13 protein-coding genes and 1 pseudogene are annotated in these 14,510 nt (G+C 61.2%); 10 read left to right on the forward strand and 4 right to left on the reverse strand.

Annotated features, from left to right (window positions below; translation table 11 throughout):
- Window positions 1-17 precede the first annotated feature (17 nt).
- Window positions 18-4,097 carry a glycosyl hydrolase gene (locus KY084_RS12955; RefSeq protein ID WP_219238899.1) on the forward strand — a complete coding sequence of 1,360 codons (4,080 nt, stop codon included), beginning with the start codon at window positions 18-20 and terminating at the stop codon, window positions 4,095-4,097.
- A gap of 71 nt (window positions 4,098-4,168) precedes the next feature.
- On the opposite strand, the gene KY084_RS16605 is transcribed toward KY084_RS12955, so the two are convergent.
- The 3 genes from KY084_RS16605 to KY084_RS12965 are packed head-to-tail and all read right to left on the reverse strand — an operon-like array spanning window position 4,169 to window position 5,127.
- Window positions 4,169-4,300 carry a hypothetical protein gene (locus KY084_RS16605; protein ID WP_281421907.1) on the reverse strand — a complete coding sequence of 44 codons (132 nt, stop codon included), beginning with the start codon at window positions 4,298-4,300 and terminating at the stop codon, window positions 4,169-4,171.
- A complete protein-coding gene (locus tag KY084_RS12960) occupies window positions 4,297-4,578 on the reverse strand; it encodes a hypothetical protein (protein WP_219238900.1) in 282 nt (93 codons plus the stop codon). The genes KY084_RS16605 and KY084_RS12960 overlap by 4 nt, the downstream gene beginning before the upstream one ends.
- 9 nt (window positions 4,579-4,587) lie before the next feature.
- A complete protein-coding gene (locus tag KY084_RS12965) occupies window positions 4,588-5,127 on the reverse strand; it encodes a hypothetical protein (protein WP_219238901.1) in 540 nt (179 codons plus the stop codon).
- A gap of 480 nt (window positions 5,128-5,607) precedes the next feature.
- Here KY084_RS12965 and rhmD point away from each other — a divergent pair, with 480 nt between their 5' ends.
- From rhmD to KY084_RS16805, 8 genes and pseudogenes are all read left to right on the forward strand, one after another.
- Window positions 5,608-6,795, forward strand: coding sequence for an L-rhamnonate dehydratase (gene rhmD / locus KY084_RS12970; RefSeq protein ID WP_219238902.1), 1,188 nt, complete (start codon window positions 5,608-5,610; stop codon window positions 6,793-6,795).
- Between the two features lie 10 nt (window positions 6,796-6,805).
- A complete protein-coding gene (locus tag KY084_RS12975) occupies window positions 6,806-7,669 on the forward strand; it encodes a fumarylacetoacetate hydrolase family protein (RefSeq protein WP_219238903.1) in 864 nt (287 codons plus the stop codon).
- Window positions 7,666-8,415, forward strand: a complete 750-nt coding sequence (locus KY084_RS12980) for an SDR family NAD(P)-dependent oxidoreductase (protein WP_219238904.1) — start codon at window positions 7,666-7,668, stop codon at window positions 8,413-8,415. The genes KY084_RS12975 and KY084_RS12980 overlap by 4 nt, the downstream gene beginning before the upstream one ends.
- On the forward strand, window positions 8,415-9,317 hold the full coding sequence (locus KY084_RS12985; RefSeq protein ID WP_219238905.1) for an amidohydrolase family protein: 903 nt from the start codon (window positions 8,415-8,417) through the stop codon (window positions 9,315-9,317). Before KY084_RS12980 ends, KY084_RS12985 begins: the two co-directional genes overlap by 1 nt.
- Before the next feature lie 49 nt (window positions 9,318-9,366).
- On the forward strand, window positions 9,367-10,473 hold the full coding sequence (gene rhaT / locus KY084_RS12990) for an L-rhamnose/proton symporter RhaT (protein WP_219238906.1): 1,107 nt from the start codon (window positions 9,367-9,369) through the stop codon (window positions 10,471-10,473).
- A 125-nt stretch (window positions 10,474-10,598) separates the two neighbouring features.
- Window positions 10,599-10,964 carry an alpha-L-rhamnosidase-related protein gene (locus KY084_RS16390; protein ID WP_343228019.1) on the forward strand — a complete coding sequence of 122 codons (366 nt, stop codon included), beginning with the start codon at window positions 10,599-10,601 and terminating at the stop codon, window positions 10,962-10,964.
- Between the two features lie 46 nt (window positions 10,965-11,010).
- Window positions 11,011-11,199 carry a hypothetical protein gene (locus KY084_RS16395; RefSeq protein WP_246587122.1) on the forward strand — a complete coding sequence of 63 codons (189 nt, stop codon included), beginning with the start codon at window positions 11,011-11,013 and terminating at the stop codon, window positions 11,197-11,199.
- Window positions 11,147-11,417: pseudogene (locus KY084_RS16805) on the forward strand (IS630 family transposase); the annotation flags it as partial. The gene KY084_RS16395 and the pseudogene KY084_RS16805, both read left to right, overlap by 53 nt.
- 402 nt (window positions 11,418-11,819) lie before the next feature.
- On the opposite strand, the gene KY084_RS13000 reads toward KY084_RS16805, so the two are convergent.
- Window positions 11,820-12,335 carry a hypothetical protein gene (locus KY084_RS13000; RefSeq protein WP_219238907.1) on the reverse strand — a complete coding sequence of 172 codons (516 nt, stop codon included), beginning with the start codon at window positions 12,333-12,335 and terminating at the stop codon, window positions 11,820-11,822.
- A 60-nt stretch (window positions 12,336-12,395) separates the two neighbouring features.
- On the opposite strand from KY084_RS13000, the gene KY084_RS13005 reads away from it, so the two are divergent.
- Complete coding sequence (locus KY084_RS13005; protein ID WP_246587123.1) at window positions 12,396-14,492, forward strand: beta-galactosidase; 2,097 nt, start codon at window positions 12,396-12,398, stop codon at window positions 14,490-14,492.
- The last annotated feature ends 18 nt before the right edge of the window (window positions 14,493-14,510 follow it).

Below are 14,510 nucleotides of genomic sequence, written 5' to 3' on the forward strand. Positions count from 1 at the left end.
ACAGGGAAGAGGAAATCATGCCGAGCAAGAGCAATACCATACGCCGCCTTGGAGCGAGCGCCGCAGTGGCCGCGCTGTCCGTCGCATCCCCTGCGCTTCATGCGCAGGAGACGGAAAGCAACACGCCGTCCTCCCCCGATCTGCGCGACTTCCGCCAGCCGCCGCATGCCAGCCGCCCCGACACGCTGTATTTCTTGATGAACGGCAACGTCACTCAAGAAGGGATCGATGCCGATCTGGAGGCGATGCGCGACGCCGGGCTGGGCGGACTTCTGGTATTCGACGGCAGCGACGACATTCCCAAGGGGCCGGTTGATTACCTTTCGCCGCACTGGCTGAACCTGATGACGCACATGATGCAAAAGGCCGATGATCTCGGCCTGCGCATGGGGATGCAGAACGCCCCTGGCTGGTCATCGAGCGGCGGGCCGTGGATCGATCCTGCCCGGTCGATGCAGCAGTTGGTCTGGACCGAAGCCACCATCGACGGCGGAAAGCGCGTTCGCATCACATTGCCGCGCCCCTATGCCAAACGAGATTATTACGAGGACGCGGCGGTCATCGCCTTCCCTGCATCCGACGGTGACGAAAGCTTTTATCGCGATCAAATCCAAGAGATGAGGGTCGGCGGTACAAAGATCGCGAGTGGCAAACTCATCGACCGTGACCTGCATAGCAGTGTAGAGGCAGGTCCCGATGCACCGCTGTTGATCACCATGCGGCAAGCCTTTCCCGCCCGGGCCGCGACGTTGTACGCCGAAAAGGAAGCGCCCGCCTTCTCCGCCACGATCGAGGCATCGGACAACGGCGAAAGCTGGCGGCGCGTCACCACGATTTCAGTTGGCGTCGAACGCGGCATCGAAAGCCCGGGCACCGCCAATTTCGATGAAAGCAGCGCTCGCTATTTCCGCATAACCCCGGACCGCAAGGTGAAACTGGCGGAGGCACTGCTATATGCGACGCCGCGTATTCCCGCCTGGGACGTAAAGACCGAACAGGATTTCGATGCAGGTACCGGGGACGAACATCACCCCCGCGACACAATGGCGCGCTACGCCATCGACCCCGACGCGGTCATCGACATCAGCGACAAGGTAGACGCGCAAGGTCGCATCGACTGGCGAGCGCCGGCGGGCCGTTGGACCATCCTACGCCTCGGCCACACCACGACGGGCAAGGTCAATGTCGCTGCTTCCGACTCAGGCCGCGGGCTAGAAGTCGACAAGTTCGATGCCGACGCCGTAAACTATCAGTTCGATCAGAGCGTAGCGAAAGTGGTGAAAGCAGCGGGGCCGCTCGCTGGCGGCGCTTTCGATACGCTGGAGATCGACAGCTATGAAGCCGGGCTTCAAAACTGGACGCGCGAGCTTCCGGCCGATTTCGCCAAGCGCAACGACTATGCGATGACGAAATGGCTGCCCGCGCTGACCGGGCGGATCGTAGGCGATGTCGCCCGGTCCGATCGCTTCCTGTTCGATTTTCGCCGCACACTCGCCGAACTGATGGCGGACAATTATTATGGCCAGATGGAAAGGCGTGCCAACGCCGCCGGGCTGCGCTTCATGACCGAAGCCTATGGCCCCGGCCCGTTCGATGAGTTGCAGGTGGCGGGCCGCGCCCAAATCCCGATGACCGAATTCTGGACGCGGACGCCGTGGACCGACAATCGCACGGTGAAGATGGTGGCGTCTGCCGCGCACGTCTATGGCAAGAACCTGATCACCGCCGAAGCCTTTACCGGCGAAGCGCAGACCAGCCGCTGGTCCGATTATCCCTATGCGCTCAAGACGCTGGGCGACCTGATGTTCGCAAAGGGGTTCAACCAGATCTATTTCCACCGCTTCGCGCACCAGCCCAATCCAAACGTCGTGCCGGGTATGACGATGGGGCCATGGGGCCTGAACATGGACCGGACGAACACCTGGTTCGCCAAATCGAAGCCGTGGCTCGATACCCTGGCGCGCAGCCAGTATATGTTACAGCAGGGCCGCTATGTCGCCGACGTGCTGTATTTCGTTGGCGAGAACAGCCCTAATCAGGCCGAATATGTCCGCCCCGACGTGTCGCCCGACACCAGTCCGCTGCTGGCAACCTATATCGAACCCAGAATGCCGCGCGGGTACCAATATGATCTGGTGAATGCGGAAGTGCTGCTAAAACGGGCGCGGATTGAGGATGGTCGTATCGTACTTCCCAACGGTGCTTCGTACCGGATGCTGGTCCTGCCCGAAAAGCTCGAATCGATGACGCCGGAGCTCGCCGAACATCTTGCCGAGATGGTCGAAAAAGGCATGGTCCTGCTAGGCCCCAAACCGACGCATCAGCCGACGCTTCGCGGCGGAGCGCAAGCCGATGCGGTCTTTACGCGAGCGACAAAAACGCTCTGGGGATCGGGCACGCAAGCCAAGCGGTCCGTGGGACGGGGAAGCGTATATACCGGCAGCGACATCAGCGCTGTCCTGTCCGATATCGGCGCGCAGCCCGACGCAATCTGCAACACCGCCTCGCCCGATGGAAAAGCGGTTTGGCTGCATCGCACGCTGAGTGATGGCGACAGCTATTTCGTCGCCAACCGCCAGCGGCGCGGCGAACGCATCACGTGCGATTTTCGCGTATCGGGCAAAGCCCCTGAACTTTGGAACCCCGAAACCGGTGAAACGAGCACGCCTGCTGTTTACGAAAGCGATGCTGGCCGAACGCGGGTTTCGTTCACCCTGTCGCCCGCGGGATCGACCTTCGTAACGTTCCGCAAGCCGGCTGGAAAACACGTCGAATGGGCAACGCTCGATGGCCAGCGGTTCATTGATGCCAAGGCGACAGCGCCTGCCCGGGTCAGTGCCCCGTCGGACAGCTTCACGCTTTCGCTTTGGGCCAAACCCGACATCGATCTGCGCGTCATGCCGCGGGAAAGCACTAGCGGGCATATCAACGAGACGGGTAAGAACTACCTCATCCCCGCCCGGTCGGGCCGCGACATGCATGGCGAGGGTACGGCAGTCGCGGGACTGGCCGTCGGGCGCAACGGGGCGATGGTCATCGAACGGGTTTCCCCCGATATTGTGCCCGCCGTGCTGGTTTCGCATCAGCCGATCAGCGGCTGGACCCATTTCGCGCTGGTCTATGATCACGGCACTCCAACGTTGTACATCAATGGCAAATTGGCCAAAATCGGCCTGAAAAGCGGCAGAAAGGTTTTTGCCGGGAGCAGCGACGCTCCGTCTTCTTCTGGCTTCACCTATTTCTTCGAAGGCAACAACACGCCGCTGCGCACGGACGATCGAGCATTGAACGCAGACGAAATCGCTGCGCTGGCCGCCAAGCCCCCCCCTGCGCCGCCCATCAGCGCTGCGCCAGCTACCCTGTCGATCGCGCCCAATGGCGACCTGAAAGCGCTCGCATGGAAATCGGGTACCTACCGGCTGAGTGACGGCAGCAGCTTCGTCGCCGACGTTCCCGTACCACAGACCGTCACCGGACCGTGGCGCGTCGATTTCGAGCGGGATCGCGGCGCGCCCGACACAGCGACACTGAGCAAGCTGGAATCGCTCAGCCACAATGACGATCCGGACATTCGCTATTTCGCCGGCACCGCGACCTATCACCACAACATCGACGTTCCCGCAGCCGCACTGAAAAGCGGGCACCGCATCTATCTGGACCTCGGCCGGGTCGAAGTGCTGGCCGAAGTGACGGTCAACGGCAAGGATCTGGGCCAGGTATGGAAGGAACCGTATCGCATCGACGTCACCCACGCGGTCCATGCGGGCGCAAACAATGTTTCAGTGGCGGTCACGACGCTGTGGCCCAACCGGATGATTGGCGATGCGCAGAAGCCCGACCCCAATGCCGACCGCTATGTCGACGCCGAATGGCCGGTAGGAGAAACGTTCGACGCGGAGGGCAATAAGACCGGTGATGTAATGGCGCGCAAGATCACCGAACTTCCCGAATGGTATCGCGAAGGCAAGCCCAAGCCCGATGACGGCCGCGTGACCTTCACCCCGTGGAAGTTCTTTTCCGCCGACGATCCCCTGCTCGACTCAGGCCTGCTGGGTCCGGTGCGGCTGATATTCGCGCAGGAAAAGACGCCGAGCTAAGACCGGCGAATGCATGCATGAGGCGGAGGGGAGCGTTGGTCCGACCGACGCCCCCTTCCGCCGCCCCGGCGTCAGCGATAGACCTGAATGAGGTAAGTGGTCGTCGGCTGTTCGCCGATCGGTAGCTCCCAGCCGTTTTCGAGCAGCCGCGCCTTCACTGGCGCCATTGATTTCGACGCGCCGTCGAGCGGCGTTGGGTTCATATCGGACGTGATCGGCATTTTACGTTCGGGTGCGATCGCCGGTGCGGCGTTGCAGTCGAGGCAGGGATGAGCGTCCCGTGGACGATCGGCAGGCGCGGCGGATAGCCGGGCGTGAACGCCGGCATCGCCGACATCGGCATGCGCATCTGGTCGGTCGAATAGCTGCGCGTCACGACCTGTTTCGCGGCAGCGACATCGCCGCGCAGGAAGATCATCGCGCCGACCGAAAGCTGCGCGATCTTCGCCGGATGCTGCGTCATGTCGAAATGGTCGCCCACCACCCCCTTTCACCCATCGCGCTTCTTCGTTTCAAAGGTGAAGATATCGTTCCAGTCCTGAAGCGCGGCATAGGACGCTAGGATTGGAATGAATTCGGCGTCATATTCATGGGGAAACCGCTCGTTCGCTTCGCTGACCGCGAACGGTTTTCCGACCATCACGGTGCGTGAGAGCCGCTGCACGATCGAGTTTTCGGGATCATAGACCATGGGCGTGTTGCGCCGCCCGAAGATCGCTGGATGCTCCCAATAGACATGCGCGTCGACCACACCGGCGTGCTGGGTAGAGCGCAGCAACGGCTGGCCCGGGATGAAATAGCTGTGGTCAGCGGTGTCTACGATCAGTGCCTTCACGCCGATTTCATCCAGTGCCTTCACGCCGATTTCATCGCGCAGGAAAGCGTGCATATCGGTAAAGAAGCCGCGTTCCACGTCAGTCAGGAATTGCGCCTCGCTGTAAAAGCGAAGTTTCGACGCGGCTTCGAACTGCTGGCGGCGCATCAGCGGAACGGGCGCGTCAGCTGCGACGCCCGCTTCCTTCCGCATCATTGCCAGTTCGTCGCGGGAGCGATGACGGCCAAGCCAACGTTATATCGGGTGGTGAGCAAAGCCTTGTGGTGCGGAGTAAGATCGAGTTGATGCGTCGGCATGCCTTGCACCCCCTCGCCGCGAAACCGTGCTTGCCCGCAGGCGCATCGAGCAGGAAACGCGCAGCCGCCGGTGAATCGGTTTGGGCGAAATGATCGATTACGAATGGAGCTCAGGACACTTCAACATTGGTACTGGCCCTGTCGTCACGGGGTTCCTGCGCCGCTGCGGCTCCCGCCAGCAAAATCGGCGCTGCCATCACGTTTCACCACTGCATATACCCCTCTGTTCGCCTTGAATCACCGCGGTTGCTCAGGTCCAAATAGCCTTCGTCATCCATTCGCTAGTCAATTCTCCGCTGGGTCGGCGGCTTGACGATTGACATCACTGTCGGAATTAATAGTACTATTATATTTAGAGAACGAAAGAGGGGTTGCCCGCGTGGCTTTATCGAAGATCCGGCACGTACGTGCGCTTGTCGCGCGCGGCGGCGGAGCCGATTATCATGACCAGTCCGACGGTCACTGGATCGACGATCACATTGCGACGCCGATGGCGCGCTATCCGGAATATCGCGAGAGCCGGCAAAGCTTTGGCATCAACGTGCTGGGCACGCTGGTCGTCGAGATTGAGGCGGAAGACGGCACGATTGGATTCGCGGTAACCACCGGGGGTGTTCCCGCCGCCTATATCGTTGAACACCACCTTGCGCGCTTTCTGGTCGGGCGCGACCCCGCCGAGTTCGAGAAAATCTGGGATCAGATGTATTTCTCGACCCAATATTATGGTCGCAAGGGGCTGGTCATCAACGCCATCTCGGGGGTCGACCTGGCACTATGGGACTTGCTCGGAAAGCTGCGCGAGGAGCCCGTTCATGCACTGCTGGGCGGTGCGGTGCGTGACGAACTGAAATTCTATGCCACAGGCTCGCGACCCGACGTGGCCAAGCAACTGGGCTTTGTCGGCGGTAAGATGCCGCTCCACCATGCCCCGGCCGAAGGCGAGGATGGCCTTGCCAGAAACCTTGCGAATATCGGCGAAATGCGCGCTCGCGTCGGCGACGATTTCTGGCTGATGCTCGATTGCTGGATGTCGCTGGACGTGAACTACGCGACGCGACTCGCAACGCGCGCGTGGCACGAATTCGGGCTGAAATGGATCGAGGAGGCGATTAGCCCCGATGATTATTGGGGCTATGCCGAGCTGCGCCGTAACGTGCCGCGCGGAATGCTGGTTACCACGGGCGAGCATGAGGCGACACGCTGGGGCTTTCGCATGTTGTTCGAAATGGAATGCTGCGACATCATCCAGCCCGATATCGGCTGGTGCGGCGGGCTGACCGAGCTGATGAAAATTTCCGCGCTTGCCGACGCGCACAGCAAGCTCGTCGTTCCGCACGGCTCCAGCGTCTACAGCTATCACTTCGTATGTACTCGTCACAATTCGCCGTTCGCCGAGTTCCTGATGATGCATCCCGACGCCGACCGCGTCGTGCCGATGTTCCATCCGCTCTTGGAACATGAACCCGTTCCCGAACAGGGACGGCTGCGGATGACAGCACTCGACAAACCGGGCTTTGGCGTGACGTTGAACCCGGACGTCGCACTCGACCGTCCCTTCCCAAACTGAGGATCATTCGATGAAGATTTGCCGCTATGGCGCCAAGGGCAGCGAGAAGCCCGGCCTGATCGACGCCGACGGCCATATCCGCGACCTGTCCGGGGTCGTCGCCGACATTACCGGCGAAACGCTAAGCGCTGAAGGATTGTCGCGGATCGCTGCAATCGACCCTGCCGACCTGCCGCTGGTGGAGGGCAAGCCGCGCTACGGCGTCCCGGTGGCGAATCCGGGCAAGTTCATCGCGATCGGCTTGAACTATGCCGATCATGCGGCCGAATCGAACCTACCGATCCCCGAAGAACCCGTTGTGTTCAACAAATGGTCGAACTGCATACAGGGGCCGAACGACAAGGTTGTAATCCCCCGCGATTCAAAAAAGACCGACTGGGAAGTCGAACTGGGTGTCATCATCGGCACGCGGGCAAGCTATATCGAGGAAGCTGACGCGCTCGACCATGTGGCCGGCTATTGCGTGATCAACGATGTGTCCGAACGCCATTGGCAGCAGGAACGCGGACCCACCTGGGACAAGGGCAAGGGCTTTCCGACGTTCGGCCCGGTCGGTCCCTGGCTGGTCACCGCCGATGAGGTAGGCGATCCGCAGAAGCTGTCGATGTGGCTCGACGTCAACGGCAAGCGAATGCAGGATGGATCGAGCGAAACGATGATCTTCACCGTGGCGCAGATCATCGCCTATTGTTCGCAGTTCATGACGCTCGAACCGGGCGACATCATCACTACGGGCACCCCGCCGGGCGTCGGTCTGGGGCAGAAACCGGACCCGATTTATTTGCGCCCCGGCGACGTCGTCGAACTGGGCATCGAGAAGCTCGGGCAGCAGCGGCAGGAATTTTTGGCCTGGAGCCGTGAGGCGCTGGCATGACGGTCTATTCCGGCCGCTTTGCGGGCCGCACCGCCATCATCGCCGGCGGGGCGTCGGGCCTGGGTCGCGCTGTTGCTGCACGCATTATCGCAGAAGGCGGTACTGCCGCGCTGTGGGACCTGAACGAAGCCGCACTGGCGGAAGCAAAAGCGGCCACCGGCGCGGTTCATGTCGAGGCGCTGGATATCGCCGATGCGGATGCGGTCGCGCAGGCAGTGGACGCGTCCGCAAAAGCAATGGGCCGCGTCGATATTCTGGTGGTATCGGCAGGCATCACCGGCGCTACCGCACAGGTTAAGGACTATCCTATCGACAGCTGGCAGCGCGTCATGGATATCAACCTGAACGGCCTGTTCTACTGCAACCGCGCGGTGATCCCCCACATGCTGGAAAACGGCTATGGCCGGATCGTCAACGTGTCATCGGTTGCGGGCAAGGAGGGCAATCCCAATGCCAGCGCGTATTCCGCGTCAAAGGCGGGGGTTATCGGCTTCACCAAATCGCTGGGCAAGGAACTGGCGACCAAGGGGGTCATCGCGAACTGCGTGACACCGGCGACGTTCGAAAGCCCAATCCTGAAACAGCTTCCTGAAAGCCAGGTCGATTACATGCGATCCAAGATCCCGATGGGGCGGCTGGGCGAAGTGGATGAGAATGCAGCGATGATCTGCTTCATGGCGAGCGAGGAGTGCAGCTTCACAACCGCTTCGACATTCGACACTTCGGGCGGGCGGACCACTTTCTGATGGTCCGGCCGGCGCGCTTCGTCGATAGCCATGTGCATTTATGGGATCTGGCGCGCCTGTCCTATCCCTGGCTTACCCCGCCCTTTTCAGACGACGGGCCCAATGGCAGCGTCGAAGCGATCGCGAAGGGTTACCGCCTCGCCGACTATCTGAACGATGCCGATGGCTGGAACGTGAGCGGTATCGTCCATGTCGAGGCGGGTGCCGATCCGGCCGATGCGCTGGCTGAAACCCAGCAGCTACAGGCGCTGGCCGATACACGATCGCTGCCGATCGCAATCGTTGCATACGCCGCGCTCGACGATCCCGACCTCGCCGCAAAGCTCGCCGCCCATGCAGCGCATCGATCGGTCCGCGGCATTCGCCACATCGTGAACTGGCACCACGATCCCCATCGAACCTATTGCGCGCGCGACGTGACGGGGGACACGGCATGGCAGCGTGGATTCACCCTTCTTGCGGAACAGCAGCTATCGTTCGATCTGCAGTGCTATCCTGGCCAGATGCCGGGCATCGCGCAGCTTGCAGAACGAAACCCGCAGGTTCCGATAATCGTGAACCATATGGGGATGCCGGTACCGGATGATCCAAATGGGCTGGCGCAGTGGCGAACGGGAATGCGCGCGCTTGCCGCACTTCCGCAAAGCGCGGTGAAGATTTCGGGCATGGGCTTTGCCTATCGCCCCTGGTCGGTCGAGCAGGTTCGTCCGCTCGTGCTGGAGACAATCGAGATGTTCGGCATAGACCGCTGCATGTTCGCCAGCAATTTTCCGACCGACAACCTGTTCGGCAGTTTCGATCGGCATCTGTCCGCCTATGACGAAATTACCGCTGACTTTACCATCGCGAAACGCGACCTGCTGTTCGCAGCCAATGCGGAGCGCATCTACCGAATCAAATAAAAGCGGCGACAACAAAACAATCTGCACCGCCGCAGGAGAGGAAATAGCAATGTTCAACCCGCTTTTAGGCGTGGTTTTCCACTGGATCGGCGGACTTGCCTCGGCAAGTTTCTACGTGCCCTATCGCGGGGTGCGCCGCTGGTCATGGGAGGTTTTCTGGATCATCGGCGGCCTGTTCAGCTGGATCATCGCGCCATGGCTTTTCGCGTTGATCCAGACGAACGACCTGTTCGGCGTGCTCGCCGCCACACCCGGCCGCACCTGGTTCTGGTGCGTGGTTTTTGGGCTGTTATGGGGCACAGGCGGGCTGACCTTCGGGCTTACCATTCGCTATCTTGGCATTTCGCTCGGCACGTCGGTGGCACTTGGCCTGACCGCGGCGTTCGGCACCCTGATTCCGCCGATCGTCAGCGGCGAATTCTTCACCTCGCTGCTTCCTTCCACCGGCGGGCAGATCGTACTGGCGGGCGTGCTGGTCGCGCTCGCGGGGATCGCCGTTATCGGCTTTGCCGGCCGCGCGAAGGAGAGACATCAGGCCGATGGGCGCGCACCGGGAAGCACCGCGCACGATTTCAAGCGCGGCATGGCCGTGGCGGTGTTTTCGGGAATAATGTCGGCCTGCTTCGCCTATGGCTTGGCTGCCGGCGAACCCATTCGACAAGCTACCCTGACTGCCGGCACCGATCCGTTGATGCAGGGGTTGCCGGTATTGTGCGTGGTGCTGCTGGGCGGCTTTGCGACAAATGCGTTATGGTGCGCCTATCTGATCGCAAAGAACCGTAGCGCCGCGCAGTTCGTCGGTGCCGCCTCCACGCACGCGGCGACAGATGGAGGACCAACCGTTTACGGCGAACGCTTTGGACGCAGCCCCTTGTTACGCAATTATCTGCTTTCCGCGCTTGGCGGGACAGTGTGGTATTTCCAGTTCTTCTTTTACACCATGGGTGAAAGCCAGATGGGCCGGTACGGCTTTTCCAGCTGGACCATCCATATGGCGAGCATCATCATTTTCGCCTCGCTTTGGGGCATCGGTCTCAACGAATGGCGCGGTTCGGGTGGCCGTGCGAAGGCGTTGCTCACCATAGGGCTCGCTATCCTGATCGGTTCCACCGTCGTCATCGGATGGGGCAACGCGATTTCTTCCGGCTCCATGTGACACGCCCGCTGCGCGGTAGCGCGAGGCACGTTCGCGACAGCGAAGAACATCATCCAGCCCTGGACGCTGTGGCAGCGTTATGGTGACACCGGCATCATCGATGCGAACTGGCAGGCAATGACCGCGTGGATAGATTTCGTCGCGCAACAATCTCGACCATATCTGGCGCAACGATCGCGGGCGAGGCGATCGGCGGCGCCTATGCAGAAGCCTCTGTGCGACCTGACGGGGTTACCAGCAATGGCAGCCAAACCAGTCAGGTGCTGTCGCTGTATTTCGGACTGGTACCGCAGGCGCTGCGCGCCAAGGCGGCGGCGGTGCTGGCTGACGATATCCGGCGGCGCGGCACGAAATTATCTACCGGCTTCCTTGGCACCCTCTATCTGCTCGACACCTGGGCCGACACTGGCTGGACCGACGAAGTCACCGGCCTGTTGCTGCAACGGGCTATCCCTCCTGGGGCTATATGCCCGCGCACGGTGCGAGCATGATCTGAGAACGCTGGAACGGCGATGCCGGCGATGTGTCGATGTATCGATGAACAGCTATAACCATTATGCGCTCGGCGCGGTGGTGGGTTTCCACTATAGCCGCCTGGCCGGAATCGCTCCGCGCGCGCCGGGCTTCCGCCGCATTGCCGTGCGCCCCCTGTACATCCCGGATATCGGCAATTCGCAAGCCCTCGGCGCGACCCAAGCACCACGCCCAGGATCCGGACGCCATTGAAGCCTTCAAAAAGGGGGCTTCGCCGCCGAGCTGGACAAGGTCAGAACGTCCCTCCAGCGCGGCACACCGATAGAAATCTGGTTTCAGGACGAGGCGCGGATCGGCAGAAGAACAAGATCACGCGGCGATGGGCGAAGCGAGGGACGCGCCCGTCGGCGCCGCACGACCAGCGCACCAAGTCCGCCTGCATCTTCGGTGCGATCTGCCCGCAGTGGGGATGGGTGCTGGGCGCCTAGGTCATCGCCTATGCGGTGGTCGAGGTGCCGCCAGTCGCGTTGGGCTATCGCCGCGAATTGACGCGGATCATCGTCTGGTGGTCTTTCTTCACAGCGATCACCGCTACCTGCCGACATTTCTGGCAGCTAGGCGCCCCATGCGAACTGTTGCAGTTCGAGGAATTTTCAGGCGTTTTCCAGCGCCATCCGGTATTTCGAATCGCCCAGGTTTAAAAAGACCTGTCCGCCCGAACTGACCGCAATCGAGTGACTATAGGCATGTTGGACGGCAGAACGTCCTTCCCAGCCGCCAGCGGATCGAACCATTCGGGGACGAGGAGATATTGCACCGCCACGGCGCGATATTTGTCGTCGCCCATAATGTCCGCGACATGGAACAGGTTTTCAGAAATGACATAGGGCAGATGCTTCTTGCCGATCCGGTCCCTCAATACGGGCGAGATATAAGGGCAAGCTTGTCGATGACTTGCGGCAGCAGCGTTGATCACCGGTCGCCGCACAAAGCCGCGACAGGCCGGACACATATCGGCCGAAGGTCAGGCTGGGAACGAACCCGTCGGCATTATACAAGCCCCCCATGTCCGGCCCAGCGCAGGCGAACCGGCGTGCTGCGAAACACCTTGAAAAGCTGGTCATGTCCAGTGCCAGATAATGCGCGTGGATCGCGTCGAACTGCCGCTTGATCGGCCCGCCGGTAAGCGTGACCGCGCCATAGGGAAATTCACGATACACCTCGCGTCCCTTGGCAACAGCCGCAAGCGCGTCCGGCGCGATTCCCATGCCCGCCACGCCAGCGACGCAGGCGGTGCAGCCCAGAAAGGCGCGCCGCGAAAGCCCCGCGCGATCAGTGTCATGACGATGGTGCATCTTGGTCTCTCCCCTTACGGCGTGCATATTCACTCGCAGTTGCCGTCCGGTAGTTTTACCCATATCATAATACTAATTAAAGATGGGAGAGTTATGGCGATGCGGCTTTGGAGAGCATTTCTCGCGACAGCGACGGTACTGGCCAGTGGGGCACCGGCGGCTATGGCGCAAAGCAGTGTCACCCCCATGCCCGCGCGAGCGACTCGCTTTGCCGATAAGCCCGCAATTGCATTCGGGACCGCATGGTACCCCGAACAATGGCCCGAAAGTCGCTGGGACGCGGATCTTGCGTGGATGAAAGAGGCGGGGTTCAACACCGTGCGGATCGCGGAATTCGCGTGGAGTACTATGGAACCGCGCGAAGGCGAATTTCATTTTGAATGGCTCGACCGTGCCATTGCCGCTGCACGGCGCCACGGCATCATGGTGGTACTGGGAACGCCGACCGCCGCACCGCCGGCCTGGCTGACTCAGAAATATCCCGATGTTCTGCGCGTGGACGAAGACGGAACACGAGCGACCCATGGCGGACGTCGCCAGTTTTCCTTCGCCAGCCAACGCTATCGTGACTTTGCCCGGCGTATCGCGACCAAAATGGCGCAACGCTATGGCAACAATCCCGATATAGTCGGGTGGCAGATCGATAACGAGATCGGGCCGCCGTCGTTTGGCAAGGAAGCAATCTCGCGTTGGCATGCCTTCTTGAAGGAACGCTATGGTTCGATCGACAATCTGAACCAGCGCTGGGCCACCGAATATTGGAGCCAGCACTACAACGATTTCGATCAGATACCGCTGCACGCCACGGGACAGCAAAACCCGGCGCTATTGCTCGATTTCAAACATTTCACCACGGCAACCTGGACCGACTATGTCATGAACCAGGCCAGCGCGATCCGCGCCCATGCCGATCCGCGCCAGTTCATTACCACCAACACCATGTTCTGGAATGGCGGCTTCGATCATTTCAAGCTGCACCGCGGCCTCGATCTTGCCGCCTGGGACAATTATATTCAGGACGCCGATCCCGATTGGGTCGCCAACGGCGCCGATCACGATCTGGTCCGCGGGTACAAGCAACGCAATTTCTGGCTGATGGAAACACAGGCGGGGCGTGTCGACTGGGTGCCGGTCAACCGCGCGCTGAAACCCGGACAGGTTCGCGAAATGGGGTGGCAGGCGATCGCGCACGGCGCCGATGCGATCCTGTATTGGGAATTGCGACCGGCACGTAACGGCCAGGAAACCTATTACGGCACGGTCCTCGGACAGGACGGCACGCCCGCCCCGATCTTTGACGAGATTGCGAAGCTGGGGAGCGAAATACGCAAGGCGTCCGATGCGCTGGCCGACACCAATCCGGTGTATCGGATGGCGATGCTGTTTTCCTATGACAGCCGCTGGGCGATCGACCTCCAGCGACTACACAAGGATTTTGATCCGATTGACGAATTCACCGATTTCTACCGCCCTTTTCGGAACGGATCGCAGGGCGTGGCGGTGCTGTCGCCCAGCGCTGACCTGTCCGCCTATCCCCTGGTTGTCGCTCCGGCGTTGAACGTGATGACGCAGGAAGAGGCGGACCATCTGTCGGCCTATGTTCGCGCTGGTGGCAATCTGGTGCTCGGGCCACGGTCGGGGATGAAGGACGATGCCGACGCCCTGTGGCCCGAACGCCAGCCCGGCCCCTTGCAGCCGCTGCTCGGTGCACGGGTCGAGCAGTTCTACGCACTCGATGAACCGGTGCAGCTCGCAGGGGATTTCGGCGAGGGTGAGGCGTCGATCTGGGCCGAATGGCTCAAGCCTCAGTCAAAGGACGTCCGCATTCGCGCCCGGTACGCCGATCCCGGCGGCTGGCTGGACGGCAAGCCGGCGATCGTCTCCCGCAAGGTCGGCAAAGGCAGCATCACCTATATCGGCGCGTGGCTGGAACCCGCTGCAATGCGCGATGTGGCGCAACAACTGATGGATGACGCCGGGGTCCGACCAATGATTCCCAATGTGCCCGAAGGCGTGGAGATCGGCGAGCGCTCTGGTGCGGGCAAACATATCCTGATCGCGATTAACCACGGCGATTCGCCGAAACCGGTGGCAATTCCCGCCAATGCCCTACCAGTCGCTGGCGAGGTCGCGAACGACATGCTCAGGGGCCATGGCGTAGCGGTGTTTCGGGTTCCCGCAGGCAATTAGCGCCGGAAACAGCACAGA

Source organism: Stakelama flava (assembly GCF_019351405.1).
Taxonomy (GTDB): Bacteria; Pseudomonadota; Alphaproteobacteria; order Sphingomonadales; family Sphingomonadaceae; genus Sphingomonas; species Sphingomonas flava_A.

What these genes read in the sequence shown, in the direction of transcription:
- KY084_RS12955 (WP_219238899.1), top strand. Translation starts at nt 18, where the DNA reads ATGCCGAGCAAGAGCAATACCATACGCCGCCTTGGAGCGAGCGCCGCA.
- KY084_RS16605 (WP_281421907.1), bottom strand. Translation starts at nt 4,300, where the DNA reads ATGAACCCAACGCCGCTCGACGGCGCGTCGAAATCAATGGCGCCAGTG.
- KY084_RS12965 (WP_219238901.1), bottom strand. Translation starts at nt 5,127, where the DNA reads ATGATGCGGAAGGAAGCGGGCGTCGCAGCTGACGCGCCCGTTCCGCTG.
- KY084_RS12975 (WP_219238903.1), top strand. Translation starts at nt 6,806, where the DNA reads ATGAAGATTTGCCGCTATGGCGCCAAGGGCAGCGAGAAGCCCGGCCTG.
- KY084_RS12980 (WP_219238904.1), top strand. Translation starts at nt 7,666, where the DNA reads ATGACGGTCTATTCCGGCCGCTTTGCGGGCCGCACCGCCATCATCGCC.
- KY084_RS12985 (WP_219238905.1), top strand. Translation starts at nt 8,415, where the DNA reads ATGGTCCGGCCGGCGCGCTTCGTCGATAGCCATGTGCATTTATGGGAT.
- rhaT (WP_219238906.1), top strand. Translation starts at nt 9,367, where the DNA reads ATGTTCAACCCGCTTTTAGGCGTGGTTTTCCACTGGATCGGCGGACTT.
- KY084_RS16395 (WP_246587122.1), top strand. Translation starts at nt 11,011, where the DNA reads ATGAACAGCTATAACCATTATGCGCTCGGCGCGGTGGTGGGTTTCCAC.
- KY084_RS13005 (WP_246587123.1), top strand. Translation starts at nt 12,396, where the DNA reads ATGGCGATGCGGCTTTGGAGAGCATTTCTCGCGACAGCGACGGTACTG.